At 59.1% G+C, this 24,528-nt stretch carries 25 protein-coding genes; 14 read left to right on the top strand and 11 right to left on the bottom strand.

All coding sequences use genetic code 11. From position 1 onward, the window contains the following. Positions 1-155: 155 nt before the first annotated feature. Positions 156-1,781: a methyl-accepting chemotaxis protein gene (locus J3P95_RS06895; protein ID WP_434578143.1), complete on the top strand. Its 1,626-nt coding sequence runs from the start codon at positions 156-158 to the stop codon at positions 1,779-1,781. A 203-nt stretch (positions 1,782-1,984) separates the two neighbouring features. Here J3P95_RS06895 and J3P95_RS06900 read toward each other — a convergent pair whose 3' ends face one another. The 3 genes from J3P95_RS06900 to J3P95_RS06910 all read right to left on the bottom strand — a co-directional run bounded on the left by J3P95_RS06900 (position 1,985) and on the right by J3P95_RS06910 (position 4,748). Further along, complete coding sequence (locus J3P95_RS06900) at positions 1,985-3,007, bottom strand: transporter (protein WP_434561742.1); 1,023 nt, start codon at positions 3,005-3,007, stop codon at positions 1,985-1,987. Positions 3,008-3,191: 184 nt separating this feature from the next. Next, entirely contained in the window at positions 3,192-3,497 is a 306-nt protein-coding gene (locus tag J3P95_RS06905) for a PepSY domain-containing protein (protein ID WP_434578141.1), read from the bottom strand. A gap of 123 nt (positions 3,498-3,620) precedes the next feature. Then, a complete protein-coding gene (locus J3P95_RS06910) occupies positions 3,621-4,748 on the bottom strand; it encodes a glycerophosphodiester phosphodiesterase (RefSeq protein ID WP_434561746.1) in 1,128 nt (375 codons plus the stop codon). Positions 4,749-4,975: 227 nt separating this feature from the next. Here J3P95_RS06910 and J3P95_RS06915 point away from each other — a divergent pair, with 227 nt between their 5' ends. After that, positions 4,976-5,302 (top strand): DUF2025 family protein, encoded by a 327-nt coding sequence (locus tag J3P95_RS06915; protein ID WP_434561748.1) that lies wholly within the window; start codon positions 4,976-4,978, stop codon positions 5,300-5,302. Positions 5,303-5,433: 131 nt separating this feature from the next. On the opposite strand, the gene J3P95_RS06920 is transcribed toward J3P95_RS06915, so the two are convergent. Beyond that, the gene (locus tag J3P95_RS06920; protein ID WP_434563736.1) at positions 5,434-6,141 is read right to left on the bottom strand and encodes a CTP synthase C-terminal region-related (seleno)protein; all 708 of its coding nucleotides are present in this window, start codon (positions 6,139-6,141) and stop codon (positions 5,434-5,436) included. 14 nt (positions 6,142-6,155) lie between these two features. On the opposite strand from J3P95_RS06920, the gene J3P95_RS06925 reads away from it, so the two are divergent. Continuing rightward, positions 6,156-7,103, top strand: coding sequence for a LysR family transcriptional regulator (locus tag J3P95_RS06925; RefSeq protein WP_434561750.1), 948 nt, complete (start codon positions 6,156-6,158; stop codon positions 7,101-7,103). A 3-nt stretch (positions 7,104-7,106) separates the two neighbouring features. On the opposite strand, the gene J3P95_RS06930 is transcribed toward J3P95_RS06925, so the two are convergent. Next, the gene (locus J3P95_RS06930; protein WP_434578138.1) at positions 7,107-7,715 is read right to left on the bottom strand and encodes a TetR/AcrR family transcriptional regulator; all 609 of its coding nucleotides are present in this window, start codon (positions 7,713-7,715) and stop codon (positions 7,107-7,109) included. A 187-nt stretch (positions 7,716-7,902) separates the two neighbouring features. On the opposite strand from J3P95_RS06930, the gene J3P95_RS06935 reads away from it, so the two are divergent. After that, positions 7,903-8,949 carry an MBL fold metallo-hydrolase gene (locus J3P95_RS06935; protein WP_434578136.1) on the top strand — a complete coding sequence of 349 codons (1,047 nt, stop codon included), beginning with the start codon at positions 7,903-7,905 and terminating at the stop codon, positions 8,947-8,949. A gap of 12 nt (positions 8,950-8,961) precedes the next feature. Here the strand turns inward: J3P95_RS06935 and J3P95_RS06940 are convergent, their stop codons facing one another. Together J3P95_RS06940 and J3P95_RS06945 are read right to left on the bottom strand one after the other, a co-directional pair. Further along, the gene (locus J3P95_RS06940) at positions 8,962-9,279 is read right to left on the bottom strand and encodes a helix-turn-helix domain-containing protein (RefSeq protein ID WP_434561756.1); all 318 of its coding nucleotides are present in this window, start codon (positions 9,277-9,279) and stop codon (positions 8,962-8,964) included. 259 nt (positions 9,280-9,538) lie between these two features. Continuing rightward, on the bottom strand, positions 9,539-10,528 hold the full coding sequence (locus J3P95_RS06945; protein WP_434578134.1) for a hypothetical protein: 990 nt from the start codon (positions 10,526-10,528) through the stop codon (positions 9,539-9,541). Between the two features lie 314 nt (positions 10,529-10,842). On the opposite strand from J3P95_RS06945, the gene J3P95_RS06950 reads away from it, so the two are divergent. Together J3P95_RS06950 and J3P95_RS06955 are read left to right on the top strand one after the other, a co-directional pair. Further along, positions 10,843-11,250 carry a helix-turn-helix domain-containing protein gene (locus tag J3P95_RS06950; RefSeq protein WP_434578132.1) on the top strand — a complete coding sequence of 136 codons (408 nt, stop codon included), beginning with the start codon at positions 10,843-10,845 and terminating at the stop codon, positions 11,248-11,250. An 88-nt stretch (positions 11,251-11,338) separates the two neighbouring features. Continuing rightward, a complete protein-coding gene (locus J3P95_RS06955) occupies positions 11,339-11,587 on the top strand; it encodes a type II toxin-antitoxin system Phd/YefM family antitoxin (protein ID WP_434561762.1) in 249 nt (82 codons plus the stop codon). Here J3P95_RS06955 and J3P95_RS06960 read toward each other — a convergent pair. The 4 genes from J3P95_RS06960 to J3P95_RS06975 all read right to left on the bottom strand — a co-directional run bounded on the left by J3P95_RS06960 (position 11,556) and on the right by J3P95_RS06975 (position 14,682). After that, positions 11,556-11,750, bottom strand: coding sequence for a DNA-binding protein (locus J3P95_RS06960; RefSeq protein WP_434561764.1), 195 nt, complete (start codon positions 11,748-11,750; stop codon positions 11,556-11,558). The two genes, J3P95_RS06955 and J3P95_RS06960, sit on opposite strands and share 32 nt — an antisense overlap. Before the next feature lie 194 nt (positions 11,751-11,944). Next, complete coding sequence (locus J3P95_RS06965; protein ID WP_434578131.1) at positions 11,945-12,454, bottom strand: BRO-N domain-containing protein; 510 nt, start codon at positions 12,452-12,454, stop codon at positions 11,945-11,947. Between the two features lie 225 nt (positions 12,455-12,679). Continuing rightward, entirely contained in the window at positions 12,680-13,930 is a 1,251-nt protein-coding gene (locus tag J3P95_RS06970; RefSeq protein ID WP_417695946.1) for a ribonucleotide-diphosphate reductase subunit beta, read from the bottom strand. A 488-nt stretch (positions 13,931-14,418) separates the two neighbouring features. Continuing rightward, entirely contained in the window at positions 14,419-14,682 is a 264-nt protein-coding gene (locus J3P95_RS06975; RefSeq protein WP_434578129.1) for a DUF2790 domain-containing protein, read from the bottom strand. Between the two features lie 409 nt (positions 14,683-15,091). On the opposite strand from J3P95_RS06975, the gene acs reads away from it, so the two are divergent. From acs to aruF, 8 genes are all read left to right on the top strand, one after another. Next, complete coding sequence (acs, locus tag J3P95_RS06980) at positions 15,092-17,047, top strand: acetate--CoA ligase (RefSeq protein ID WP_434561770.1); 1,956 nt, start codon at positions 15,092-15,094, stop codon at positions 17,045-17,047. 707 nt (positions 17,048-17,754) lie between these two features. Next, the gene (locus J3P95_RS06985; RefSeq protein ID WP_434561772.1) at positions 17,755-18,528 is read left to right on the top strand and encodes an ABC transporter substrate-binding protein; all 774 of its coding nucleotides are present in this window, start codon (positions 17,755-17,757) and stop codon (positions 18,526-18,528) included. Positions 18,529-18,618: 90 nt separating this feature from the next. Continuing rightward, positions 18,619-19,308 carry an ABC transporter permease gene (locus tag J3P95_RS06990; protein ID WP_003178836.1) on the top strand — a complete coding sequence of 230 codons (690 nt, stop codon included), beginning with the start codon at positions 18,619-18,621 and terminating at the stop codon, positions 19,306-19,308. Continuing rightward, complete coding sequence (locus tag J3P95_RS06995) at positions 19,305-20,003, top strand: ABC transporter permease (RefSeq protein ID WP_186635882.1); 699 nt, start codon at positions 19,305-19,307, stop codon at positions 20,001-20,003. Before J3P95_RS06990 ends, J3P95_RS06995 begins: the two co-directional genes overlap by 4 nt. 56 nt (positions 20,004-20,059) lie before the next feature. Further along, positions 20,060-20,824 carry an ABC transporter ATP-binding protein gene (locus tag J3P95_RS07000; protein WP_053124413.1) on the top strand — a complete coding sequence of 255 codons (765 nt, stop codon included), beginning with the start codon at positions 20,060-20,062 and terminating at the stop codon, positions 20,822-20,824. Positions 20,825-20,936: 112 nt separating this feature from the next. Further along, complete coding sequence (locus tag J3P95_RS07005) at positions 20,937-21,917, top strand: GlxA family transcriptional regulator (protein WP_434561774.1); 981 nt, start codon at positions 20,937-20,939, stop codon at positions 21,915-21,917. 235 nt (positions 21,918-22,152) lie between these two features. After that, on the top strand, positions 22,153-23,373 hold the full coding sequence (locus J3P95_RS07010) for an aspartate aminotransferase family protein (RefSeq protein ID WP_434561776.1): 1,221 nt from the start codon (positions 22,153-22,155) through the stop codon (positions 23,371-23,373). 120 nt (positions 23,374-23,493) lie between these two features. Continuing rightward, positions 23,494-24,513, top strand: coding sequence for an arginine/ornithine succinyltransferase subunit alpha (gene aruF / locus J3P95_RS07015; RefSeq protein ID WP_434561778.1), 1,020 nt, complete (start codon positions 23,494-23,496; stop codon positions 24,511-24,513). Positions 24,514-24,528 lie beyond the last annotated feature (15 nt).

The raw sequence follows: 24,528 nt of genomic DNA on the forward strand, positions 1-24,528 counted from the left end.
AAGTCATGACCACCGGGGAAAAACGACGCCGCTACCGATGGTCGCCAAGGCTCAAGAACACTGGATGCGGGCCGATCCCATGTTCATATCTTCCACGCTCAGTTGCGACAGTGGACCCTGGACATGGAGGTCCTTTATTTGAAGAGATCGATTGCATGTTCCTACAAAAATCCCTGAGAGCCCAGATCCTTGCCTTGCTGACGGGTAGCCTGCTGGCGATGCTGTTGATCGCCCTGGCGTCCTTTCATTTCCTTTCCGATGGCATTCACAATTATCGCAACCTGATTGATGGCCCGTTGCGTGCGTCGCAATTGATCGATGAGGCCAACCTGCAATTCAAAGTTCAGGTCCAGGAGTGGAAGAACGTCTTGCTGCGTGGCAAGCAACCGGCGGAGCTGGATAAATACTGGAAGCAGTTCGAGGCGCGTCAGGGCGACGTCCAGAGCCTCTTGGGCGAATTGATCAAGCACGAAGGGGTTCCCGCTCCCATCAGATCACGCATCGAACGTCTGCGGGGCGAACATGCCCAGCTAGGTGCGGGCTATCAAAAGGGCCGTGATGCGTTTGTGGCGGCAGGCGGCGACGCTTCGGCGGGTGACGCGGCGGTCAAGGGTGTCGACCGTGCGACCAGTGAGCAGATGAGCGAGCTGGTGGTCGAGCTGCATAAACTGGGTGATGAACAATCGGCGCTGATCAGTGCCGGTGCCGATCGCACGATCATGCTGGGCACTGTGATCATGCTTGTCTCGGGGCTGCTGGTCTGGCTGCTGAGCCTGTGGCTGATCAACCGCAACCTGGTGCAGCCCATCCGTAACCTGATCGAATACGTGACTCAACTGAGCCGCGGGCGTTTTGGCGAACGCGTCACCAGCACCCGCCAGGATGAGTTGGGCGACCTGGCCCTGGCGGCGAATACGCTGCGCGATTTCCTCGCCGAAACCTTCACGCGCCTGCAACGCAGTGCGACGGAGCTGGACAGCGCCAGCGGTGAGCTCAATGCCATCGCCAGCCTGATGAGCCAGGGGACGAGCGAACAATTCGAACGCACCGATCAGGTGGCGACGGCGATGAACGAAATGTCCGCCACCGCCCAGGAAGTCGCCCGCCATGCCGCCGACGCCGCTCGGGCCGCCGATGAGGCCGATCACTCGGCGCAACAGGGCGAGAAGGTGATGCAAGGCACCATCCACACCATCACCCAGATGCGCGGCGAAATCGCCAACACCGCCACGGTCATTCGTCGCCTGGAAACCGACAGCGGTCGCATCGGCAAGGTGCTGGAAGTCATTCGCGGAATTGCCGAACAGACCAACCTGCTGGCCCTCAATGCCGCCATCGAAGCCGCTCGAGCCGGTGAGGCAGGGCGTGGTTTTGCGGTGGTCGCCGATGAAGTACGCAGCCTCGCCCAGCGCACGGCGTCGTCGATCATCGAGATCAACCAGATCATCCAGACGGTGCAAACCGGTGCGGTGGACGCGGCCCAAGCCATCGAAAGCGGGCAGTCGCGCAGCGAAGAAAGTGTCGAGCAAGTGACCCAGGCCGGCGAGATGCTCGAACGCATCACTCATGCGGTCGAAGCGATTCGCGACATGAACCGCCAGATCGCTACGGCTGCGGAAGAGCAGACCTCGGTGGCCGAGGACATCTCGCGCAACCTGACAGAAATCACCTGCATTGCCAGCACCAACCTGGACAACGTGCAGCGCACCGAAGCGGCGAGCCGGGATCTGCACGGGTTGTCCGGGCAGTTGAATGAAGTGACGGCGCGGTTGAGTGCCTGAGAGCGTTGACCTGTTTGCAATAGGGTCTGATTAACACCCGTGGCGAGGGAGCTTGCTCCCGCTGGGCTGCGTAGCAGCCCTAAAGCCATTCAACGCGGTGGGTCAGGAATAAAACGGTAGGCAGCTTTTACGACTGCTGCGCAGCCGAGCGGGAGCAAGCTCCCTCGCCACAACAGCTTATGCGAGCCCGAGGTGGGCCAATCTCAGTAATCGCGCCGCTTGCGAAATGCCCATCGGCCTGCAATCACGGTGAAGGTCGCCACCAACGCCACCAGGATCCAGAAGCCGTGGTCATCACCGGCCAACGGCACACCGCCGACATTCATGCCAAAAAAACCGGCAATGATGTTGATGGGCAGCGCCAGCACCGTGACCACCGTCAGGGTGAACAGCGTGCGGTTGCTCTGTTCGTTGAGGTTGGCGGCAATTTCTTCCTGCAGCAATTTGATCCGCTCGCCAAGGGCGGTGAGGTCGTTGATGATCAACGCGAACTCCTCGGTGGATTTGCGCAGCTCCTTGACGTCTTCTTTCTGCAACCACTGCGGTGGGCGATTGAGCAGACGCAGCAACGAACCCGGCTCCAATGCCAGCAGGCGTTGCAGGCGCACCAGTATCCGGCGTTGGCTGCCTAGCTCGGCGCGGTTGTTGGACACGCGCGAAGACAGCAGTTGGTCTTCGATCTGGTCGACGCTGAGGCTGGTCTTGCGCACGATCTGGGTGAGCACTTCGCCTTGGTCGCGCAATAAATGCACGAGTAGTTCAAGCGGCGAGCGAAAGTGTTCCCCGGCCTTGACCGACGAGCGCAGCTTGTCGACCGAGTGCAGCGGTTGCAGGCGTGCGCTGACTATCAGCCGACTGTGGACGCAAACCCACAACGTGGACACATCCGAGGACACCAGGTTGCTGAGGTTGAATACCACATCGTTCACCACGGCCAGCAAGGCTGAGTCCACGTGTTCGATGCGGGTCGAGCGCGAGCCTTCGTGCAACGCTTCGAAAAACTCCACGGGCAAGGCCAGATGGTTTTTCATCCAGCGCTCACAAGCGGCATGAGCCAGGTTCAGGTGCAGCCAGAGGAATTCGTCGGCATCCTCCGGTTGCTGCAGGCTTCGCAGGGCCTGGGCCGAATCGATCTCTCGCCCGCGTTCGCCGGGGCGGAAGCGAAACCCGTAGAGCAGGCCGAACAGGTCCGGATCGCGGTGGCTTTGGTCGATGCTGTGGTTCATGAAGGCTCGCTGGCGGGAAGTGCCTGTCGTGGCGATGACAGGTTCACTTGAGCGGCATCATTGCAGGGTTTTTTGAAGGTTTTGTGACGGTTGGACTGGGTTGGCTGATCGGCAGCGGTTTACATTCGGCGGATGCAAAGAAAAACCGCGCAACTTGGAAGTTGCGCGGCTCTTTATCGAGGGATCAAGTATCTTGCTTGTTGCTCAGGACTTTGCCGGTTGTAGCATCAAAATCGACGTCATACTCTTTGCCATCGGCGGTTTTCAGTTCCACTTCATATTCATAGCCGTTGAAGTGATTGTCCAGGTCGGTATCGGTGATGGTGGCGCCCGGGTGCAACTTCAGGGCTTCGGCATTCATCGATTCCAGCGATTTGATTTTGCCGTCCTTGACCAACTGGGGAATCTGGTCGATTCGAACATCAGCCTGGGCCAGGCCGGCGGTGAGGGTCAGGGCGGCAGCGGTGAACAGGGCAGTCAACGTTTTCATGAGGTCTTTCCTTGGTGTCGTTAAAGGGTGATTCGTTTAAGTGGGTTCAGATTATCTGTGGCAACTTAATTCACCCTTAATTCGGAAAACTTGCAGCAACTGCCCCGATCCGGCCCTGATGCTTCAGTAGCCGTTCTTCTCCAATAGTTGCGCCACACTGCCGGTTTCGGGACGCTTGAAGTACTTGAGCAACTCACTGGCCCGGTTGGTGAAAATGCCATCCACGCCGGCATTCATCACGTTCTGGAAGTCCACCGGCTCATCCACAGTGTAGACATGTACCAGTAAACCTTGGTCATGGGTGTACTGGTTCATCCACGGCTGCACCAGGTCCGTGTAGCTCTGGCTGCCGCCATGGGTCAACGCCGCCGAAGGACCGGTGCCGATGGCGCCTTGGGCCTTGGCGTACTGGACCCATTGTTCGAACTCGGCCTTATCCTTGGGTTCCTGTTTGGCGTAGTACGCCGCCTTGTCGGTTTCGCCGGATTCGGCAAACGTCACCTTGGACTTGGGCTCGATATTGCCTTCGCCGACCCACAGCAACAGGATTTTCGGCACCTTCGGCATTTCCTTGTGCAGCAGTTCCAGGCTGCTCTTTTCGAAGGTTTGCAATACCACCTTGCCCTTTCCTTGGCCTACCCCGATGGCGCCCTTGGCCAGCTTGGAGCCTGCCGGGCTCAACCAGCCACGATCTTGCAGCTTGTCCTTGAGGTCGCGCTCGATGCCTGGAAACAGCTTGGGCTCCTTGGTCTCGATGTACAGCCCTGGTTTGTGTTGCGGGTTGCCCTCGGCGATGTTGATGACTTCGTCCAGCGTCAGGATTTTCAGACCCGCGTATGAAGGACGCGCGCGATCCGGGTAGGCCGCGTTGAACCAGCTGCCGGCGTCCAGCGTCTTGAGCTCGGCCATGGTGAATTCGTTGGCGGTCTTGTCCTTGCGCTCGGGAAACCTGGTCGCGACATCGGTGGTGCGCAACAGGCTGTCGTCGTGCAAGACGAACAGCACGCCGTCCTTGCTGCGTTGCAGGTCGAGCTCCAGATAATCGGCGCCCAGGTCACGCGCCAGTTTATAGGCCGCGGCGGTGGACTCCGGCGCGTCGAACGATGCACCGCGATGGGCGATGACCGCCGGGTGGGGGATACCTTGGAGGGTTGCCAGGGCCTTGGGATTCGGGACTTCGGCGGCATGTGCCTGACCGAAACCGAGCAACAGGCTCAGCATCAACGCGCTACGGGGGAGTGTGACAGGCATGTTCGAGGTCCTTTCGTGGGTGTAAAGACCTCTCTTTTAACAACTGAACGCGCTCGGCGCTATCGCCAGACCGTCATAAACCTGTGCGATGCAGATCTTTCCCACGCATTTTCGGGATGTTTTGAAGTAACCTTGGCGGCACCAGTTTCCCCGCCAGAGGGAAACCTCAAAATCTGTATTCGCTTGCCCTGCGTGTAAACCATCAATCAGACGTCCTGAGGTTTACCATGCGCACCACTTCCACATTCATCTGCCAGGCCGCGGACCAGCTCAAGGGCTTCGTCGGCCTGAACCGCAAGACCGGCCAGTACATTGTGCGTTTCAGCGAAGATGCCTTCGGCATGGACGTGGCCGACGACGGCATCATCCCCACCAGTGAATTCGTCTGGACTCCAGCGGCTGACGGCGCCATGACCCTCAACCGCGAGCGAATCCAGTTGCTGCTGGACCAGCACGTCGACGACCGGATCAACCTCACCGAACCGTTGCGGCTGTACATGGCCCGTAGCGATCTGCCGGAAATCATGGCGGTGCGGCAGTTGGTGGAAGGCTGAGCACTCGATGTTGAACTGAATAGAAAACCCTGTGGGGCCAACAAAGATTTTTGGAACGGCACGGTTTTGTGGCGAGGGAGCTCCCTCGCCACGAAAGCTTCCCAGCCACCACGCCACAGATTGATCAGCGCTCATGATATTTTCCTCGCGCAGGCTTCGACAAATGCGCGGACCAGCGGGGGCACCCGTCCTTCTAATGCGGCACGTTCAGGTTGGAACAGCGTGGAGACAAAGAACGGATGGTCCCGCAGCTCCACCGCTCGCAAGTCGTCGGCCGAATCCCGGGCAACGGCGTGCAGGCGCTGGCTCAGCAAGTCTTTTTCAAAATCCGGATTGACCCCGAAGCGGCAATGGTAGCCCTCGAACGCGGTCTGTCGGCCATAGGCCTTGGCAATCAGCGAGCCCGCCTCGAACTGAAGGCTGTCGATGGTTTCGACCAAGGCACAGCTCAGCGGCGTCAGCAGCGGCCGTTCAGCTTCTGGAGAGGTTTCACCATGAACGGCATCGGCCCAGCCCATCACATTACGGGCATATTCCAGCACAGCATGTTGAAAACCGCCGCAGGTGCCCAAGAAAGGGCGAAGCCGTTCGCGGGCAAAACGAATGGCTTGTAAGGCGCCGTTTTCGTTTTGGTAAGGGCTGCCGGGTACGCACCAGACACCGTCGAAGTTCTCCAGCACAGCGTTCTCGATAAGCGGTGTTGCCAGCCATTGCAGACGAATGGAATGGCCGGTTTGCTTGGCAGCCAGCTCAAGTGCGAGGGGGATCGCTCGATGCGCGGTGATGCGTGGGTCGTGGTCGCCGACCAGGGCGATGTTTAACGGATGCTGATTTTCCATGGGAGGTCCGCCGCTTGTTGATTCATGGTCGTCACTATAGATTGGCGTTTGTGCAATCAATATTGGCGTTTACCCAAGTGATCAATGCAGCGACGCACTATCGTCTCGACTATCCCGATCTGTCCCTGATCCTGGCGTTGGTCCGTGGCGGCTCGCTGGCCCGGGCCGCTCGGCTATTGCACGTGGATGTATCGACGGTGTTTCGTTCGGTACGTCGGCTGGAGGCGGCCCTGGGCCAGCCATTGTTCGAAAAGAGCCGTTCCGGGTATTTACCCACGAGCCTGGCCCAGGCGTTGGCCGAACAAGCCGAACGTGCCGAACAGGCTTTGGAGGCGGCGCGCGTCGGCGTGGAGCAGGGCGGCCAGGTAGTCAGCGGCACGGTGCGCCTGACGTGTACCGACGCGGTCCTGCAGGCATTGCTGCTGCCGGCGTTGGCGCGGTTCATGCCCGCTTATCCAGCGTTGACGCTGGAGCTGAGCACCTCGAACGACTTCGCCAACCTGAGCCGCCGCGATGCCGACATTGCCTTGCGCTTGACCCGTACGCCGCCGGAACATCTGGTGGGACGCAATCTGGGCAATGTGGTTTATCGGGTATGTGCTGGCGACGCGTATCTGCGCTCGACGAGTCTGCGGGACCTGGCGTCCATGACCTGGATCGCACCGGACGATTTCCTGCCTGATCACCCCACCGTGGCCTGGCGCCGCCAGCACTTGCCTGGGGTGGTGCCGGCCTATCGTTGTAATAGCATGCTTTCTGTCACCGAACTGGTGCGGGCCGGTTTGGGAGTGGCGGCACTGCCGGACTTTTTGATCGATGGCAACCAGGGCCTGACGCCCGTTGGTGAGCCATTGGCCGGGTATGACACGGCGCTCTGGCTCCTGACCCGACCGGACTGCCGCGCGTTGCGCTCGGTGGTGACGCTGTTCGATGAGCTGGGGCGCACTCTGCGGCGCAGCTGAGGTTCAGCGTTGGTAACAGGCCAGGAACATGTCCAACGCAGATTCGATCACCTGGGCCTGTTCAGGCGATGCAAGGCTCGGCTGGCCCATGGAAATCTGCGGCCAGAAAGCGAATGTCTTGATCAGCCCATGCATCTGTTGGGCAGCGAATGCCGGGTCAACCGGTTTCAATCGACCGTCGGCCTGGGCCATGCGAATCCAGACGGTCAAGCCTTCTTCACGCTCGCCCATACGCGCAACCATGTCTTGGGCCCGCTCCGGAGAGTGGATCGTTGCGGCGATGGCGATGCGCGCCAGGTCGAGAAAATTCTCGTCCGCCAGCATGTGCAATTTGGCTTGAAGCAGCGTTCGAAGCTGATCGCGTAAAGGCTGATCCGTGGCGTAAGGGGTGAGCTGTTCTGCCGTGATGCTGTTCCATAGTCGATTCAGAATCTCGGCGAACAGGGCTTCCTTGCTGGGGAAGTGGTTATACACCGTGCGTTTCGAGACGCCGGCAGTCGCCGCGATCCTGTCCATGCTGGTGATCTCGAAACCGCTGCTGCGAAACTCCGCAATCGCGGATTGAAGGATGGCTTCGCGTTTTCGCTCGGTAAGGCGCTGCGGTACGGTCATGGGCATTTGTCGGTAGGAAAAAAGAAGTTACACCCGGCAGTTTACTTGCCCAGGAGATTCATGCAATCTAGAAACTACACCATGTAGTGTAGTTTTTGATTCAAGTGGCTGAGCGTGCATTGCAACGGCCATCCAGCGTCCCACGACGGCGAAGTGCAGCGCGCCGACGCCCTTGGAGTTATCGCACATGACCAACCCTTCTTTTTCGACCGAAAATCCTTCGTCACGGCATGAACAGGGCAAATACCGCAATCATGCCGTTACGCCACGTGAGGGTTTTGGCACAACCTTGCGCGTCATCTGGAACATGATCTTCCATAAACCGCGCAATACACGGCCTGCGGGCACCATCGACGTTCGACCGTTGACTCGCGCCGCCCTTCTGGCGGCGCCGAACCACAGCGTCTTCCGTCTCGGCCATTCCACCGTGTTGCTCAAGCTGCGGGACAAATTCTGGCTGACCGATCCGGTTTTCTCCGAGCGCGCCTCGCCCGTGCAGTGGGCCGGGCCGAAGCGTTTTCATCAGCCGCCCATCAGCCTTGAGGAGCTGCCACCGATCGAAGCGGTGATCCTTTCCCATGACCATTACGACCACCTCGATCATCACGCCATCCTGAAACTCGCCGCCAAGACTCGCTATTTCCTGGCACCGCTTGGCGTGGGCGATACCTTGGTCAAGTGGGGTATCGACGCCGGCAAGGTGCGCCAGTTGGACTGGTGGCAAGGCACCGAGGTGGCGGGCATCGAATTTGTTGCCACGCCGTCCCAGCACTTCTCCGGGCGCGGCCTGTTCGACAGCAATGGCACGCTATGGGCCTCATGGGTAATGATCGATGGCGACACGCGAGTTTTCTTCAGTGGCGACACCGGTTATTTCGATGGTTTCAAACGCATCGGCGAGCAATACGGGCCCTTTGACCTGACGCTGATGGAAACCGGCGCCTATAACGTCGATTGGCCCCATGTCCACATGCAGCCGGAGCAGACCTTGCAGGCCCATATCGATCTGAAGGGCCGTTGGCTCTTGCCGATCCACAACGGCACGTTCGACCTGGCGATGCACGCCTGGTATGAACCTTTCGACCGCATCCTGGCGCTGGCCTGGGAGCGCAACGTTTGCATCACTACGCCGCAAATGGGCGAAGCATTCACCCTGACGCAACCGCAACGTGGCCGCGCCTGGTGGCTGGACGTGGAGCCCTCGGCTTATCAGAACCAGACCGGCATGGCCTGACGCCCGGCTCGTTTATTCGATCATTGCGTAGTCCGACCGCTCCATCGGATCTGGCGTGGCGCCTTTGATATTCATGCCGCGTCCCGGAGCGAAACCCGGGAAGAACACCAACCCTTCGGCCTCCAGCCGGAAGGCCAGCGCCAGGCGCGTCACGTCAAGCAGCTCGCCACCGGCCTCGAAGCGCCGAATGGCCCGGACCGAGACGCCGGACTGTCGCGACAGCTCTTCGACACTCCAGCCCAGCATGGCTCGGGCCTGCTGGCTGTGAGCGGGGGTGAATTGATAGACCGCGATGCGTTCCAAGGTGGTTTTGATTGCGAGAGAGGCCATGGGGTGCTCCAAAGCGATGGATTCGAAAAATACTGTGTTTTTGTACAGTTGTTTTGAGTCCACTTCAATCTCATTTTTTTGATCAATGACCAGCGGTCTTCTCCAGCCAGGCACTCGGGGCATGTCCCAGTTTTCCACGATGTTCCATCTTGTTCCGACGCGGTTTTCTGACACAGTACGACGGTGTAATCCCACGGCAACCCGCTGAGTTTGCCGGTTGTGGTGGTTGGAGACGCAATAAAAAGCGTGGTGCTGCAAGTCACTTCTCGGACAACCCCGGCGCCTCCCGAATAATGAAGTGATCCAGGCTCTCGATACTGGCACTGAACACCCCGAACGTTTCTTCGGGGTTCTTCTTGCTCGGCACCTGCTTCAACTCCGGCGTCACGCCATAAAAGAAGCAATACAACGGCGCGTCACTGTCGATTGCATGCTTGATCTCTGCCAGGAAAGCTTTGCGCTTGCGGTAGTTATCGATCAGCTTCTTGCTCAGGTAAACGTTGACCGAGTAAGGCTTCTTCTTCGCCTCGTCCGGCTGCTTGAACCAGACCTTTGCTTCGAAATCGATGCGAAAGCTCAGCGTGTAATCCTTGATCTGCTTGATCTTGCCCCAGTAAATCAAACCCTTGTTGTCCTGCAAGTAATCAATTTTCTTGAAGAACGACCCATAGGGCGCCGTGTGCTCGCCAATCTTCAGCGGCTTGCTCTTGAGCAGGTCCTTGTCCGCGAAGTTCGAGACGAAACACTCCACCGGGTGGGCGAAGACGCTGGTCTTGTCGGGTGTCGAGTCCTGGGCCGAATGGGCGTTGTCACCGTGGGACGATGGAAGATTCGACGTGGGCCGAGTCGCAGCAAGATCCTTCGGCTGATCCGACGGCTTGCGAATGTACTCACGCCGAGTCAGCAACAGCTCCGACGGAAAATGCTCTTCACGGCCATCATCCGTTTCTGCCTCGCCACTCTCCAGACCCAGCCCCGGCATCTTCGGACTGACATACGGGCAACCCTCGATATGCTGGGTAGTAGGTTGATTCTTGAAATGTGGCGTGCGGATGTAATTGACGTTCTTGGCGTTGAACGTCGTCAGCCGATTCTCCTCATCAAACGCCGCCCGACAGGCATCGTTGGGGCACTGAAAGCGCTCCTTGGCCGAATCGAAGGCCATGGTCTCGTCGAAATTCAGATCCCGAACGTCATAGATCGAAAGCTTGGCATCGAGGCTGAGGCAGTAGGCAGTATCGAATTTCATCGGGCTCGGGTCCGTGAGAGGAAGTGTATTAATACCGAAGGACGCGGCGGGCTGCATCCAAAGTTTCAACGCACCACAAACTCTGTGGGAGTGAGCCTGCTCGCGATTCCCAATCCCCAACCCGATCATCAAGCCTGCCCTCTACTTGCGCCCTGACAGCAACCCGTGGCGAGGGGATTTATCCCCGCTGGGCTGCGAAGCAGCCCCCGTTCTGCAGTTCCTTACACGGAGTAATCGGAACTATAATGCCGGTTATAGCCCGATCTCTCAGATAGTCGGCAATATAATGCCGAAAACAGCGACTAGGAACTTCGATGAATGAGCCCACCGTCGAACAACGCAGGGAGATTATTGCCGACATCGTCACGCAGCATGTGACGGGATTTGAAACCCTGGGAACCGCTATCCGCCGACTACGGCTTGAAGTGACCGGGCTGGATCAGGAAACCTTTGCTGTCATGTGCAAGATGTCGACCAAGGCCCTGTACCAGATCGAGAAGGACAAGGGTAACCCGACCATCAACACGCTCGAATGTATTCTGAGAAAGTTCGGGCTGCGATTGGGGCTGACGAAGGCTGCAACATCCATCTACGCACCGCCCCCACAGAAACGAAAAACGGATCCTGAAACGCCTGTTCGCGGCGCTAATCCCCGACGCAAAACCGCAGCACAGCTTGGTAGCGTTGTTACGAAGACCAAGGATGGCGGCAAGGCCGATTAAGTGACAAACCTCAGGACAGTGACTAGAAGCGCCAGCTAGAACCTATCGAGCACTCAAGCTTGGTCCAGCTAAATCATTGGAGCGGTGTATGAGCGAGCAACTGCGAGTAACCCTACACGAAGCAAAGTCCCAGCTCTTTCAACTGGGTGCACGTGCATGGCGGGGCGACAGCGTGGTGATCACCAAGGCCGGCAAGCCTTATCTGGATCTGGTGCCCCATATCGATACACCGCAGGCGCGCAAGCCTGGGCGGTTGAAGGGGAAGATTTGGATGTCGGCGGAGTTTGGCCGTTCCTCCGAAGAAGTCATTGATGGTTTTGAGGGCGGCCAGCTTTGAGTTCAGACGAGCCTTCTTGCTCTAAGACTTCAGCAGACACCTCGGTTATGCAGGCCTCATCGAACTCCCGCATAGTGGCCATGTCGATAGCGCCGATTTTCAGCAGCGCTTCGGCCGAGCTGTGAATCGACTCGAAGGCCTCAGTTCTTATTTTTTTCGTCATTACATGTCTCCTTGGGTCTTTTTTCAACAGGCTGAACTGGCATTGGTGCTCTCAAACTCACGGAGCTTGCCGCGTCGCCGTCTCAACTCCCGTGGCGAGGGAGCTTGCTCCCGCTGGGCTGCGTAGCAGCCCCAATTCCATATCCCCGACAAAAAACCGCCGCCCGAACACGGACGACGGCTTCCGATTGAAGCTCAAAACCCTCGCATAATCCGAGAGGCTTTCCGCCACCAGGATTCATGCTGGCTAAACGGATCATCCACCAGCACCGCCGGCATATCCCGCAAACGAATCCATGGCTCATCCTGCCAGTGCAGCATGCACAGCGAAATCTTCGGCCAATCCAGCACACTCAACGTAGGTCGTTCCATCTTATGCGAGTAGCGTTCATCCCGCAGGGTAGGCACTACCTGATGCGTGATCCACTCACGCAGCAATCGATACTCAGGGCAGTAGTGATAAACCAGCAATGCATAAACGCCCGACTCGCTCAGCATCAGACGCTCTTCGGTCAAGCCGTGGATGTGCATGAGCATCATCCTGCGCTGGTCAGGGTCAAGCTTGCGGGTCATGCGTTCATCGAGGTGCTTGCTCATCAAGCGACCCAAATCGGAGGCGCTGAACCAAGCCTGGTTTTCAACCAAGAGGGCATGCAGATGGACGTTGTGACGGGTAGAAACCGCCGGAATGTAAGCATCAGACATGATGGGTCTCCGAGGTACACGGAGAACAGAGCTGCGCTTTCGTGGGCATAACAGATAACGAGGAGATGCGGCGTCAATACGGAACGATTCTGAGTTTTGCGTAGGGTAAAGGTAGCGTTCCGGTCCCAGAGTTAAACGCGGCTTTGGTGCTGCAGAAATATAAAAAACCCCGTTTTCACGGGGTTTTTAGTTAAGTCGCTGATGGTTCAACTTAGGACTTAGACATCAATCCCAGCTAAGCGCCCCACCCGTCTGATATTCAATCACCCGAGTCTCAAAGAAATTCTTCTCTTTCTTCAAGTCCATGATCTCGCTCATCCAAGGGAACGGATTCGTCGTCCCCGGATACTCTTCCTTCAACCCAATCTGCGACAAGCGACGGTTGGCGATGAACTTGAGGTAGTCCTCCATCATCGCCGCGTTCATGCCCAGCACGCCGCGAGGCATGGTGTCGCGGGCGTATTCGATTTCCAGTTGGGTCCCTTGCAGGATCATCTGGGTTGCTTCTTCCTTCATCTCGGCGTCCCACAGGTGTGGGTTTTCGATTTTGATCTGGTTGATCACGTCGATGCCGAAGTTAAGGTGCATGGACTCGTCGCGCAGGATGTACTGGAACTGCTCGGCGACGCCGGTCATTTTGTTGCGGCGGCCCATGGAGAGGATCTGGGTGAAGCCGCAGTAGAAGAAGATGCCTTCCAGGACGCAGTAGTAGGCGATCAGGTTGCGCAGCAACTCTTTGTCGGTGTCCGGGGTGCCGGTTTCGAACTTCGGATCGGAGATCGAACGGGTATATTTCAGGCCCCAGGCGGCTTTCTTCGCGACCGATGGGATCTCGTGGTACATGTTGAAGATCTCGCCTTCATCCATGGCCAGCGATTCGATGCAGTACTGGTAGGCGTGGGTGTGGATCGCCTCTTCAAAGGCCTGGCGCAGGATGTACTGGCGGCACTCCGGGTTGGTGATCAGGCGGTACACGGCCAGGACCAGGTTGTTGGCGACCAGGGAGTCGGCGGTGGAGAAGAAGCCCAGGTTGCGCATCACGATGCGGCGTTCGTCGTCGGTCAGGCCTTCCGGGGTTTTCCAGAGGGCGATGTCGGCGGTCATGTTGACTTCTTGCGGCATCCAGTGGTTTGCGCAGCCGTCCAGGTACTTCTGCCAGGCCCAGTCGTACTTGAAAGGCACGAGCTGGTTGAGGTCGGCGCGGCAGTTGATCATGCGCTTTTCATCGACGGCGACACGGGCGGAGGCGCCTTCGAGTTCGGCGAGGCCTTCGGCAACGTCGAGTTTATCGAGGGCGGCCTTGGCGCGAATGATCGCGGCCGAGTCGCTGGCCGTCACGGCACGGGCTTCGAGCGCGGCGGCACCGCCGGCGCTGTCGAGGCGGTCCATGTTGGCTTCAGAAGCGTGGCCGGCGTTGGCGCCTTTTACCGCGACTTCGCCGTCGTCTTCTTTGTCGAATTCGTCCCAGCTCAGCATGACGTGTCGTCTCCTGCGTGAGGGCCAGATGCCCATTGAAAGGCCTACTGGCCGCGGTGGATCTTGGAAAATCGTTTGTTGCAGCAGCTGACGCAGGCAATAAACAGAAAAAAGTACGGGTTTACTGAAGCGGCTGTGAACGCACCGGCGTATCGACCGTTGCGTGGGCTTCAGGCTGGTTCTGACCCCTGTAAGGGAATATTGCAGGCCCGTTTAAGGCGGCATTATAAGGACTTTTTTGCCTACGTGGTGCGGCGAAATAGCTCACAGAAGAGCTGGCGGGGGAGATATCCGCGTGGGAGCGAGGGTTTACAAGGCTTTGGTCATTGAAGATTTTTTTTGCATGGGGTGGATGACGGATTTTTTTGATCAGAAAATGATCGGTTTTTGCGGTTTTGCACTACATGTTGTGTTTTATGACGTTTTTTGGTTGCTTCAGACACAACCAGGCCCGACCGGAATCGGGCCTTGGAAAGCGCCAGTCGTGATCAATCGCTGGAGCAACCATTGCCCATGACGCGGTAGCGCAGGATGTGGCGCTGCCCCTTGGAGTCATCGTATTCCATTTGGGCTGGGACCACTTCGCAAACGTTCGGGATCGTACTCATGGAGATGACTTTGGTAATGTCCAGGTGAGTGGAGTAGCTGTAGTCCTCAATTGCCGGTTTTCGCTGCCCGGCTTTGATTGGGGTTTCGCCAGCCATTGCGGTGGCGCAAAGGCTGCCGAGGACCAGGGCCCATAAAGCTTTCATTTGAATTTCACCTTTTTTGAGGTCGAGTGGGGTCACGCCGCCTTTTTGGGGCTGCGTGTGGAGCAGATGTTGGGAAAGTTCGATCAACGGCCTTCGTGGGGGCTGTGTTGCGTCAATCTTTTTGCCGGTTGGCGAGGCTGATTTTAGGAGGCGAGGGCAGGGCTAAACAGTCTCGGTTTTGATAAACACTATTGATCGTTCTGGCAATAATCGGCTCAGGATGCACTGAGCATCTGGCGGATCCCGAGCAAGCGGGTTCTCGCAAAGGAGCGCTTGCAGGGGCGGAGTTGAAGGCTAGTACCGACATTTTGTAGGGACTTGTTACTACCATCGTCGAATGGTTCTATAGGCCCGCCCCGGGCTACAACGGGACCATACAAAAACAACTATTGTCACCGAGGTAAGAAAGATGAGTGCGGCTTCTGTGTATCCCGTTCGTCCCGAGGTTGCGGCCAATACGCTGACTGACGAGGCGACCTATAAAGCCATGTACCAGCAGTCGGTCGTCAACCCGGATGGCTTCTGGCGCGAGCAGGCCAAGCGCCTCGACTGGATCAAGCCTTTCACCACGGTGAAGCAGACGTCCTTCGACGATCACCATGTCGACATCAAGTGGTTTGCCGACGGCACCTTGAACGTTTCCTATAACTGCCTCGACCGTCACTTGGCCGAGCGCGGCGATCAAATCGCGATTATCTGGGAGGGCGATGACCCGTCCGAGAGTCGCAACATCACCTATCGCGAGCTGCATGAAGAAGTCTGCAAGTTCGCCAACGCCCTGCGCGGCCAGGACGTGCATCGCGGCGACGTGGTGACCATCTACATGCCGATGATTCCCGAAGCCGTGGTTGCCATGCTCGCCTGCACCCGGATCGGTGCGATCCATTCGGTGGTGTTCGGTGGGTTTTCGCCCGAAGCCCTGGCTGGCCGGATCATCGACTGCAAATCCAAAGTGGTGATCACCGCCGACGAAGGCATTCGCGCCGGCAAGAAGATTCCGCTCAAGGCCAACGTCGATGACGCGCTGACCAACCCGGAAACCAGCAGCATCCAGAAAGTCATCGTGTGCAAGCGCACCGCCGGTAACATCAAGTGGAACCAGCACCGTGACATCTGGTACGAAGACCTGATGAAGGTGGCCGGCACTGTTTGCGCGCCGAAGGAAATGGGCGCCGAGGAAGCGCTGTTCATCCTCTATACCTCCGGTTCCACCGGCAAGCCCAAGGGCGTGCAGCACACTACCGCCGGTTACTTGCTCTACGCGGCGCTGACCCATGAGCGGGTGTTCGACTACAAGCCGGGCGAGGTCTACTGGTGCACCGCCGACGTCGGTTGGGTTACCGGTCACAGCTATATCGTCTACGGCCCGCTGGCCAATGGCGCGACCACGCTGATGTTCGAAGGCGTGCCGAACTACCCGGACATCACCCGGGTGGCCAAGGTCATCGATAAGCACAAGGTCAACATCCTCTACACCGCGCCGACCGCCATCCGCGCGATGATGGCCTCAGGCACCGCCGCCGTCGAAGGCGCCGATGGCAGCAGCCTGCGCCTGTTGGGATCGGTAGGCGAGCCGATCAACCCGGAAGCCTGGGGCTGGTACTACAAGAACGTCGGCAAGGAACGTTGCCCGATCGTCGACACCTGGTGGCAGACCGAAACCGGTGGCGTACTGATCAGCCCACTGCCAGGCGCCACGGCGTTGAAGCCGGGTTCGGCCACGCGTCCGTTCTTTGGCGTGGTGCCGGCGCTGGTGGACAACCTCGGCAACCTGATCGAAGGCGCCGCCGAAGGCAATCTGGTGATTCTCGATTCCTGGCCAGGCCAGGCCCGTACCCTGTATGGCGACCATGATCGTTTTGTCGATACCTACTTCAAGACGTTCAGCGGCATGTATTTCACTGGTGACGGCGCTCGTCGCGACGAAGACGGCTACTACTGGATCACCGGTCGAGTGGATGATGTGCTCAACGTGTCCGGCCACCGCATGGGCACGGCCGAGATCGAGAGCGCCATGGTCGCGCACCCGAAAGTCGCCGAAGCGGCGGTGGTCGGTGTGCCGCACGACATCAAGGGGCAGGGCATCTATGTCTATGTCACCCTCAATGCTGGCGAAGAAACCAGCGAGGCCCTGCGCTTGGAACTGAAGAACTGGGTGCGCAAGGAGATCGGTCCGATTGCCTCGCCGGACGTGATCCAGTGGGCGCCGGGGCTGCCGAAAACCCGTTCCGGCAAGATCATGCGCCGTATCTTGCGCAAGATCGCCACGGCGGAGTACGACGGGTTGGGTGATATCTCCACCCTGGCCGACCCAAGCGTCGTTGCGCACCTGATCGAGACGCACAAGACCATGAACGTCGCCTGACGGTCGCGTGTAGAGCCAAAAAGCCCCGCCCGGTATTTGCCGGATGGGGCTTTTTTGTGGGCGCGCTGGGAGGGCTTGAAGTGTGGTGCCTTTGTGGCGAGGGAGCTTGCTCCCGCTCGGCTGCGCAGCAGTCGTAAACCGGCCAATGCGGTATGCCTGAACAAACGCGGTGCCTGGCTTTTGGGGCTGCTGCGCAGCCCAGCGGGAGCAAGCTCCCTCGCCACGGGTTCGGTGGATGAATAAATATCGGCGTTTAAAGTAGGAGGTGCCTGAACGTTACCGGTGTTTTGAAATGTGTAACCAAAGGCGCCACGACGGGGCGATGTGAAACGCAAAGCCCCGTTATAGGGCGGCTCCGGGCGTCTCGGAAAACAAGCCGACACGCTGTGCTTGCCGGATTAGAAGGGTTTGCGAATAATGGGCCCGCTATTTGCAGCACGGATCGGTTCCCTTTCTTTTGCTCTTGCATGATTTTGCGGGGCTGTCAATGTGCTCGAACAGCTTTCTCGGTGCTTCTGTAATTTGTTGTCGCATTGAAGAAATATCGGCTTCGGGCCTGTCGTTAGAATGCCGATCACTCGCTCGTCGTGGCGTGCGTTGAATAAACGCGCGCATTTCGGACGCAGCACCAAAGTTCGTTCCACCCATTCGCATATTGGGCTGTTGCTCACTCTGCCGTTTTCGCCCTTTACCGATGGAGTCCCAAGATGAAGAAACTTGTGCTGCTTGGCGCCCTGGCACTGTCCGTGCTGTCCCTGCCAACATTCGCTGATGAGAAACCCCTGAAGATCGGTATCGAAGCGGCTTACCCTCCGTTTGCTTCCAAGGCTCCGGACGGCAGCATCGTCGGTTTCGACTACGACATCGGCAATGCGCTGTGCGAAGAGATGAAGGTCAAGTGCGTGTGGGTCGAGCAAGAGTTCGACGGCCTGATCCCGGCGCTCAAAGTCCGCAAGATCGACGCCATCCTGTCTTCGATGTCGATCACAGAAGATCGCAAGAAGTCGGTTGATTTCACTGGCAAGTACTACAACACTCCGGCCCGTCTGGTGATGAAGGCCGGTACCCAGGTGAGCGACGGCCTGGCCGAACTCAAGGGCAAGAACATCGGCGTACAGCGCGGTTCGATCCACGAGCGTTTCGCCCGTGAAGTCCTGGCCCCGCTGGGTGCCGAGATCAAGCCGTACGGTTCGCAGAACGAGATCTACCTGGACGTGTCCGCCGGCCGCCTCGACGGCACCGTGGCAGACGCTACCCTGTTGGAGGACGGCTTCCTCAAGACCGACGCGGGCAAGGGCTTCGCGTTCGTCGGCCCGGCCTTTACCGACGTCAAGTACTTCGGCGACGGCGTGGGTATCGCGGTTCGCAAGGGCGATGCGTTGAAGGACAAGATCAACAGTGCAATCGCTGCCATTCGTGAGAACGGCAAATACAAGCAAATCCAAGACAAATACTTCGCCTTCGACATCTACGGCAAGTAAGCACGTCCCGCCACTCGTGCGAAATGGCGCAAGCAACAGGATCTCTGCGGTTTGCGCCATTTTTTCATCCCACTTTCGAGGACCTGAATCATGTTGAAAGGCTACGGGGCTGTCATCCTCGATGGCGCATGGTTGACGCTTCAGCTCGCCTTGTCGTCCATGGCCTTGGCCATCGTCCTGGGGTTGATCGGCGTCGCGTTGCGCCTCTCGCCGGTGCGCTGGCTGGCGTGGCTGGGCGACCTGTATTCGACGGTCATCCGCGGCATCCCCGACCTGGTGCTGATCCTGCTGATTTTCTACGGCGGCCAGGACTTGCTCAATCGCGTGGCGCCGATGCTCGGCTATGACGACTACATCGACCTGAACCCGCTGGCGGCCGGTATCGGCACCCTGGGCTTCATCTTCGGTGCGTACCTGTCGGAAACCTTTCGCGGTGCGTTCATGGCGATCCCCAAGGGCCAGGCCGAGGCGGGCATGGCGTACGGCATGAACGGCTTCCAAGTGTTCTTCCGGGTGCTGGTGCCGCAGATGATTCGTCTGGCGATTCCGGGCTTCACCAACAACTGGCTGGTGCTGACCAAGGCCACCGCGCTGATTTCGGTGGTGGGCCTGCAAGACATGATGTTCAAGGCCAAGCAGGCGGCGGATGCCACTCGCGAGCCTTTCACCTTCTTCCTCGCAGTGGCGGCGATGTACCTGGTGATCACCAGTGTCTCGTTGCTGGCGTTGCGTCACCTTGAGAAGCGCTACTCGGTAGGCGTAAGGGCGGCTGATCTATGATCTTCGACTACAACGTCATCTATGAAGCCTTGCCGCTGTACTTCAGTGGCCTGCTGACCACCCTGAAGCTGCTGGCCCTGTCGTTGTTCTTTGGTCTGTTGGCCGCGCTGCCCCTGGGGTTGATGCGGGTGTCCAAGCAGCCGATCGTCAACATGACGGCCTGGCTCTACACCTACGTAATCCGCGGCACGCCGATGCTGGTGCAACTGTTCCTGATCTACTACGGGTTGGCGCAATTCGAAGCCGTGCGCGAGAGTTTCCTCTGGCCGTGGCTGTCCAGCGCGACGTTCTGTGCGTGCCTGGCATTTGCGATCAATACCAGCGCCTACACCGCGGAAATCATCGCCGGCAGCCTGCGGGCCACGCCTAACGGTGAAATCGAGGCGGCCAAGGCCATGGGCATGTCACGCTACAAGCTGTACCGCCGGATCCTGCTGCCATCGGCCTTGCGCCGGGCGCTGCCGCAATACAGCAACGAAGTGATCATGATGTTGCAGACCACCAGCCTGGCGTCCATCGTCACCCTGATCGACATCACCGGCGCCGCGCGCACGGTGAATGCGCAGTATTACTTGCCGTTCGAGGCCTACATCACGGCCGGCGTCTTCTACCTGTGCCTGACCTTCATCCTGGTGCGCCTGTTCAAATTGGCCGAGCGCCGCTGGCTGGGTTACCTGGCCCCGCGCAAGCACTGATAACGCATCGATCCGATCGACTGCTCAACGATTGACGTTTTGTGAGAACCGACCGCATGTACAAGCTTGAAGTCCAAGACCTGCATAAACGCTATGGCAGTCACGAAGTGCTCAAGGGCGTCTCCCTGAAAGCCGCCGCTGGCGACGTGATCAGCATCATCGGCTCCAGTGGCTCCGGCAAGAGCACCTTCCTGCGTTGCATCAACCTGCTTGAGCAACCCCATGCCGGCAAGATCTTGCTCAACAATGAAGAGCTGAAACTGGTCGCGGGCAAGGATGGCGCCATGAAGGCTGCGGACCCCAAGCAACTGCAACGCATGCGTTCGCGGCTGTCGATGGTGTTCCAGCATTTCAACCTGTGGTCGCACATGACCGCGCTGGAAAACATCATGGAGGCGCCGGTGCATGTGCTGGGCGTGGCCAAGGCTGAAGCGCGGGAGAAAGCCGAGCACTACCTGAACAAGGTCGGCGTGGCGCACCGCAAGGATGCTTACCCGGGGCATATGTCCGGCGGCGAGCAGCAGCGCGTGGCGATTGCCCGTGCGCTGGCGATGGAGCCTGAGGTGATGCTGTTCGACGAACCGACCTCGGCCCTCGACCCGGAGCTGGTGGGCGACGTGCTCAAGGTCATGCAGGCCCTGGCCCTGGAAGGGCGGACCATGGTGGTGGTGACCCACGAAATGGGTTTTGCCCGCGAAGTGTCGAACCAGTTGGTGTTCCTGCACAAAGGCATCGTCGAAGAGAGCGGCAACCCACGCGAAGTGCTGGTCAATCCGCAATCGGAGCGCCTGCAACAATTCCTCTCGGGCAGCCTCAAGTAGTCGCTCCCGTTACGCACTCGATTGGATCATGCTGCGCGCCATGCGCCAGATGGTCTAATTTGGTTGCAGCCGCTTTTGGCTTTAACACTGTTTTCGCTTCGGATTGCCCGCCATGACTGCCCATCGAATAGGTTTCCTGATTTGGCCCAGCACTAAAGCCTTGACGCTGGCGCTGGCCGAGGAGGCCTTGCGTGTTGCGCAGCGAGTGCATCCGGACGTGGTCTACGAGCTGTCGTTCCTGCAAGCCGAGCCGCCGACCGAGGGCGCCTGGCAATTGCCGGGTGAACCCTGGGCCGGCAAGCTCGAAGGCTTGCAGAAACTGTTCCTGCTGGCCGATGAGCCACCGACCACGCTGGCTTCGCCGCTAAGCAGCGCGCTCAAGCAGTTGGTGCGTGCTGGTTGTGTCATCGGTGGCCTGTCCGCCGGTGTCTATCCGCTGGCTCAGTTGGGCTTGCTCGACGGTTATCGCGCTGCCGTGCACTGGCGCTGGCAGGATGATTTCTCCGAGCGCTTTCCCAAGGTCATCGCGACCAGTCATTTGTTCGATTGGGATCGTGATCGCCTGAGCGCTTGTGGCGGCATGTCGGTGCTCGATCTGTTGCTGGCGGTGTTGGCGCGGGATCACGGTGCGGAACTGGCCGGCGCGGTGTCGGAGGAACTGGTGGTCGAGCGCATTCGCGAGGGCGGCGAACGCCAGCGCATCCCGCTGCAGAACCGCCTCGGCTCCAGCCATCCGAAGCTCACCCAGGCGGTGTTGCTGATGGAAGCCAACATCGAAGAGCCGCTGACCACCGACGAAATCGCTCAGCATGTGTGCGTATCGCGCCGGCAACTGGAGCGGATCTTCAAGCAATACCTCAACCGCGTGCCGAGCCAGTATTACTTGGAGCTGCGCCTGAACAAGGCGCGGCAGATGTTGATGCAGACCAGCAAATCCATCATCCAGATCGGCCTGTCCTGCGGATTCTCCTCGGGGCCGCATTTCTCCAGCGCCTATCGCAACTTCTTCGGCGCCACGCCGCGGGAAGATCGCAACCAGCGCCGCAGCAGCAGCCCGTTCGAACTGTCTTCGGTGCCGTCCGAGCGCGGCTGAGACTGGACGCGTCACGGGGCTGCAGCAAATCGTTATGCGGGCACCTCAAAGACATCGGCAACGTTTAAACTGCGCCTTTGCGACGCTATTTGTCGCATTGCCGTAAACCCGCGCAAAACGTGGGTTGGCGCTATAAGAAGTTGTCGCTTGGCGGCAAGGCCGGGCTGAAAACTGTCCTTACAATCCTTACCAAGCTCGCCAGTTCCAGGCGAGTGTTCCTCTTCAGGAGACTCCGATGTCCGTTGAGCAAGCCGCGGTACAACGCGCCGATTTCGACCAGGTGATGGTTCCCAACTATGCGCCTGCTGCCTTTATTCCTGTGCGTGGTGCCGGTTCCCGCGTGTGGGACCAGTCCGGTCGCGAGTTGATCGATTTTGCTGGCGGTATCGCAGTCAACGTACTCGGGCATGCCCATCCGGCGCTGGTCGGCGCCCTGACTGAACAGGCCAACAAGCTGTGGCATGTGTCGAACGTATTCACCAATGAACCGGCGCTGCGACTGGCTCATAAGCTGATTGACGCAACCTTTGCCGAGCGCGCGTTCTTCTGCAACTCCGGCGCCGAAGCCAACGAGGCCGCCTTCAAGCTGGCCCGTCGCGTTGCGTTCGACCGTTTCGGCAGCGAGAAATACGAAATCATCGCCGCGCTCAACAGTTTCCACGGGCGCACGCTGTTTACCGTCAATGTTGGCGGGCAGTCGAAGTACTCCGACGGTTTCGGTCCTAAAATCACCGGCATCACCCACGTTCCTTATAACGACCTGGCGGCGCTGAAAGCGGCTGTCTCGGACAAGACCTGCGCCGTGGTGCTGGAACCGATCCAGGGCGAGGGCGGTGTATTGCCGGCCGAACTGGCCTACCTGCAAGGCGCCCGCGAGCTGTGCGATGCGCACGACGCGCTGCTGGTATTCGACGAAGTGCAGACCGGCATGGGCCGCAGCGGCGAGTTGTTCGCCTACATGCACTACGGCGTGGTTCCGGACATCCTCACCAGCGCCAAGAGCCTGGGCGGTGGTTTCCCGATCGCGGCGATGCTCACCACCGAAGCGCTGGCCAAGCACCTGGTGGTCGGTACCCACGGCACGACGTATGGCGGTAACCCGTTGGCTTGTGCGGTGGCCGAGGCGGTGATCGACGTTGTGAACACGCCTGAAGTCCTCGGCGGCGTCAAAGCCAAGCATCAGAAATTCAAGGCGCGCCTGGAGCAGATCGGCGAGAAGTACGGCATGTTTACCCAAGTGCGTGGCCTGGGCCTGCTGATGGGTTGCGTGCTGAACGACGCCTGGAAGGGCAAGGCCAAGGACATCTTCAACGCCGCCGAGCAGGAAGGCCTGATGATCCTGCAAGCCGGCCCGGACGTGATCCGTTTCGCCCCGAGCCTGGTGGTGGAAGACGCCGACATCGACGCCGGCCTGGACCGCTTCGAGCGGGCCGCGGCGAAGCTGACGCAAGCCTGATTCACCCAGCTGGACCAGCTCCAATGGATGAGCGGCGCAGTGCCGCTCATCCATTGATGTTTTTTCTCTGTGTATCGACCTCAGGGTCGAACCGTTTATTTCAAGTTAAGGAGTGACACCATGCTGGTGATGCGCCCCGCGCAAATGGCGGATCTGGGCGAGGTACAGCGTCTGGCTGCGGACAGTCCGATCGGTGTCACTTCCTTGCCGGATGACGTGGAACGCCTGAGCGACAAGATCGCCGCAAGCGAAGCTTCGTTTTCCGCCGAAGTCAGTTTCAACGGCGAGGAGAGTTATTTCTTCGTCCTCGAAGACACCGCCACCGGCAAGCTTGTAGGCTGTTCGGCCATCGTCGCGTCGGCCGGCTATTCCGAGCCGTTCTACAGCTTTCGCAACGAAACGTTCGTCCACGCGTCCCGCGAGCTGAAGATCCACAACAAGATCCACGTCCTTTCCCAGTGCCACGACCTGACCGGCAACAGCCTGTTGACGAGTTTCTATGTGGTGCCGGAACTGGTCGGGTCGCCTTGGGCGGAGCTCAACTCCCGTGGGCGTCTACTGTTCGTCGCCAGCCATCCGGAGCGGTTCGCCGATTCGGTGGTGACCGAGATCGTCGGTTACAGCGATGAGAACGGTGATTCGCCGTTCTGGGACGCCATCGGTCGCAACTTCTTCGACCTCAACTACGCCGCCGCCGAGCGTTTGTGCGGGCTGAAGAGCCGTACCTTCCTCGCCGAGCTGATGCCGCATTACCCGATCTACGTGCCGTTGTTGCCGGACGCCGCCCAGGAAGCCATGGGGCAGGTTCATCCACGGGCACAGATCACCTTCGACATCCTGATGCGTGAGGGTTTCGAGACGGATCACTACATCGACATCTTCGACGGTGGCCCGACCCTGCATGCCCGTGTCTCGGGGATTCGCTCGATTGCCCAGAGCCGCGTAGTGCCGGTCAAGATCGGCGAACCGGTCAAGGGCGCCGGCCGCCAATACCTGGTCGCCAACGCCCAATTGCAGGACTACCGCGCCGTGCTGCTCGAGCTCGACTACGCGCCGGGCAAGCCTGTGACGCTGGACATGGACGCGGCCGAAGCCTTGGGCGTTGGCGAAGGTGCGAGTGTGCGCCTGGTAGCGGTTTAACGCCTTACAGCTGAG

Origin of the sequence: Pseudomonas sp. Z5-35, from assembly GCF_051131945.1 — a bacterium.
GTDB lineage: Bacteria > Pseudomonadota > Gammaproteobacteria > Pseudomonadales > Pseudomonadaceae > Aquipseudomonas > Aquipseudomonas marvdashtae.

Bases quoted from the DNA above. Each gene is read 5' to 3' on its own strand.
- J3P95_RS06940 (WP_434561756.1), bottom strand. From the start codon at position 9,279: ATGGCCTCTCTCGCAATCAAAACCACCTTGGAACGCATCGCGGTCTAT.
- acs (WP_434561770.1), top strand. From the start codon at position 15,092: ATGAGTGCGGCTTCTGTGTATCCCGTTCGTCCCGAGGTTGCGGCCAAT.
- J3P95_RS06975 (WP_434578129.1), bottom strand. From the start codon at position 14,682: ATGAAAGCTTTATGGGCCCTGGTCCTCGGCAGCCTTTGCGCCACCGCA.
- J3P95_RS06910 (WP_434561746.1), bottom strand. From the start codon at position 4,748: ATGCCTGTCACACTCCCCCGTAGCGCGTTGATGCTGAGCCTGTTGCTC.
- J3P95_RS06895 (WP_434578143.1), top strand. From the start codon at position 156: ATGTTCCTACAAAAATCCCTGAGAGCCCAGATCCTTGCCTTGCTGACG.
- J3P95_RS07000 (WP_053124413.1), top strand. From the start codon at position 20,060: ATGTACAAGCTTGAAGTCCAAGACCTGCATAAACGCTATGGCAGTCAC.
- J3P95_RS06905 (WP_434578141.1), bottom strand. From the start codon at position 3,497: ATGAAAACGTTGACTGCCCTGTTCACCGCTGCCGCCCTGACCCTCACC.
- J3P95_RS06915 (WP_434561748.1), top strand. From the start codon at position 4,976: ATGCGCACCACTTCCACATTCATCTGCCAGGCCGCGGACCAGCTCAAG.
- J3P95_RS06950 (WP_434578132.1), top strand. From the start codon at position 10,843: ATGAATGAGCCCACCGTCGAACAACGCAGGGAGATTATTGCCGACATC.
- J3P95_RS06920 (WP_434563736.1), bottom strand. From the start codon at position 6,141: ATGGAAAATCAGCATCCGTTAAACATCGCCCTGGTCGGCGACCACGAC.
- J3P95_RS06965 (WP_434578131.1), bottom strand. From the start codon at position 12,454: ATGTCTGATGCTTACATTCCGGCGGTTTCTACCCGTCACAACGTCCAT.
- J3P95_RS06995 (WP_186635882.1), top strand. From the start codon at position 19,305: ATGATCTTCGACTACAACGTCATCTATGAAGCCTTGCCGCTGTACTTC.
- J3P95_RS06985 (WP_434561772.1), top strand. From the start codon at position 17,755: ATGAAGAAACTTGTGCTGCTTGGCGCCCTGGCACTGTCCGTGCTGTCC.
- J3P95_RS06960 (WP_434561764.1), bottom strand. From the start codon at position 11,750: ATGACGAAAAAAATAAGAACTGAGGCCTTCGAGTCGATTCACAGCTCG.
- J3P95_RS06990 (WP_003178836.1), top strand. From the start codon at position 18,619: ATGTTGAAAGGCTACGGGGCTGTCATCCTCGATGGCGCATGGTTGACG.
- J3P95_RS06930 (WP_434578138.1), bottom strand. From the start codon at position 7,715: ATGACCGTACCGCAGCGCCTTACCGAGCGAAAACGCGAAGCCATCCTT.
- J3P95_RS06945 (WP_434578134.1), bottom strand. From the start codon at position 10,528: ATGAAATTCGATACTGCCTACTGCCTCAGCCTCGATGCCAAGCTTTCG.
- J3P95_RS07010 (WP_434561776.1), top strand. From the start codon at position 22,153: ATGTCCGTTGAGCAAGCCGCGGTACAACGCGCCGATTTCGACCAGGTG.
- J3P95_RS06935 (WP_434578136.1), top strand. From the start codon at position 7,903: ATGACCAACCCTTCTTTTTCGACCGAAAATCCTTCGTCACGGCATGAA.
- aruF (WP_434561778.1), top strand. From the start codon at position 23,494: ATGCTGGTGATGCGCCCCGCGCAAATGGCGGATCTGGGCGAGGTACAG.
- J3P95_RS06955 (WP_434561762.1), top strand. From the start codon at position 11,339: ATGAGCGAGCAACTGCGAGTAACCCTACACGAAGCAAAGTCCCAGCTC.
- J3P95_RS06970 (WP_417695946.1), bottom strand. From the start codon at position 13,930: ATGCTGAGCTGGGACGAATTCGACAAAGAAGACGACGGCGAAGTCGCG.
- J3P95_RS06900 (WP_434561742.1), bottom strand. From the start codon at position 3,007: ATGAACCACAGCATCGACCAAAGCCACCGCGATCCGGACCTGTTCGGC.
- J3P95_RS07005 (WP_434561774.1), top strand. From the start codon at position 20,937: ATGACTGCCCATCGAATAGGTTTCCTGATTTGGCCCAGCACTAAAGCC.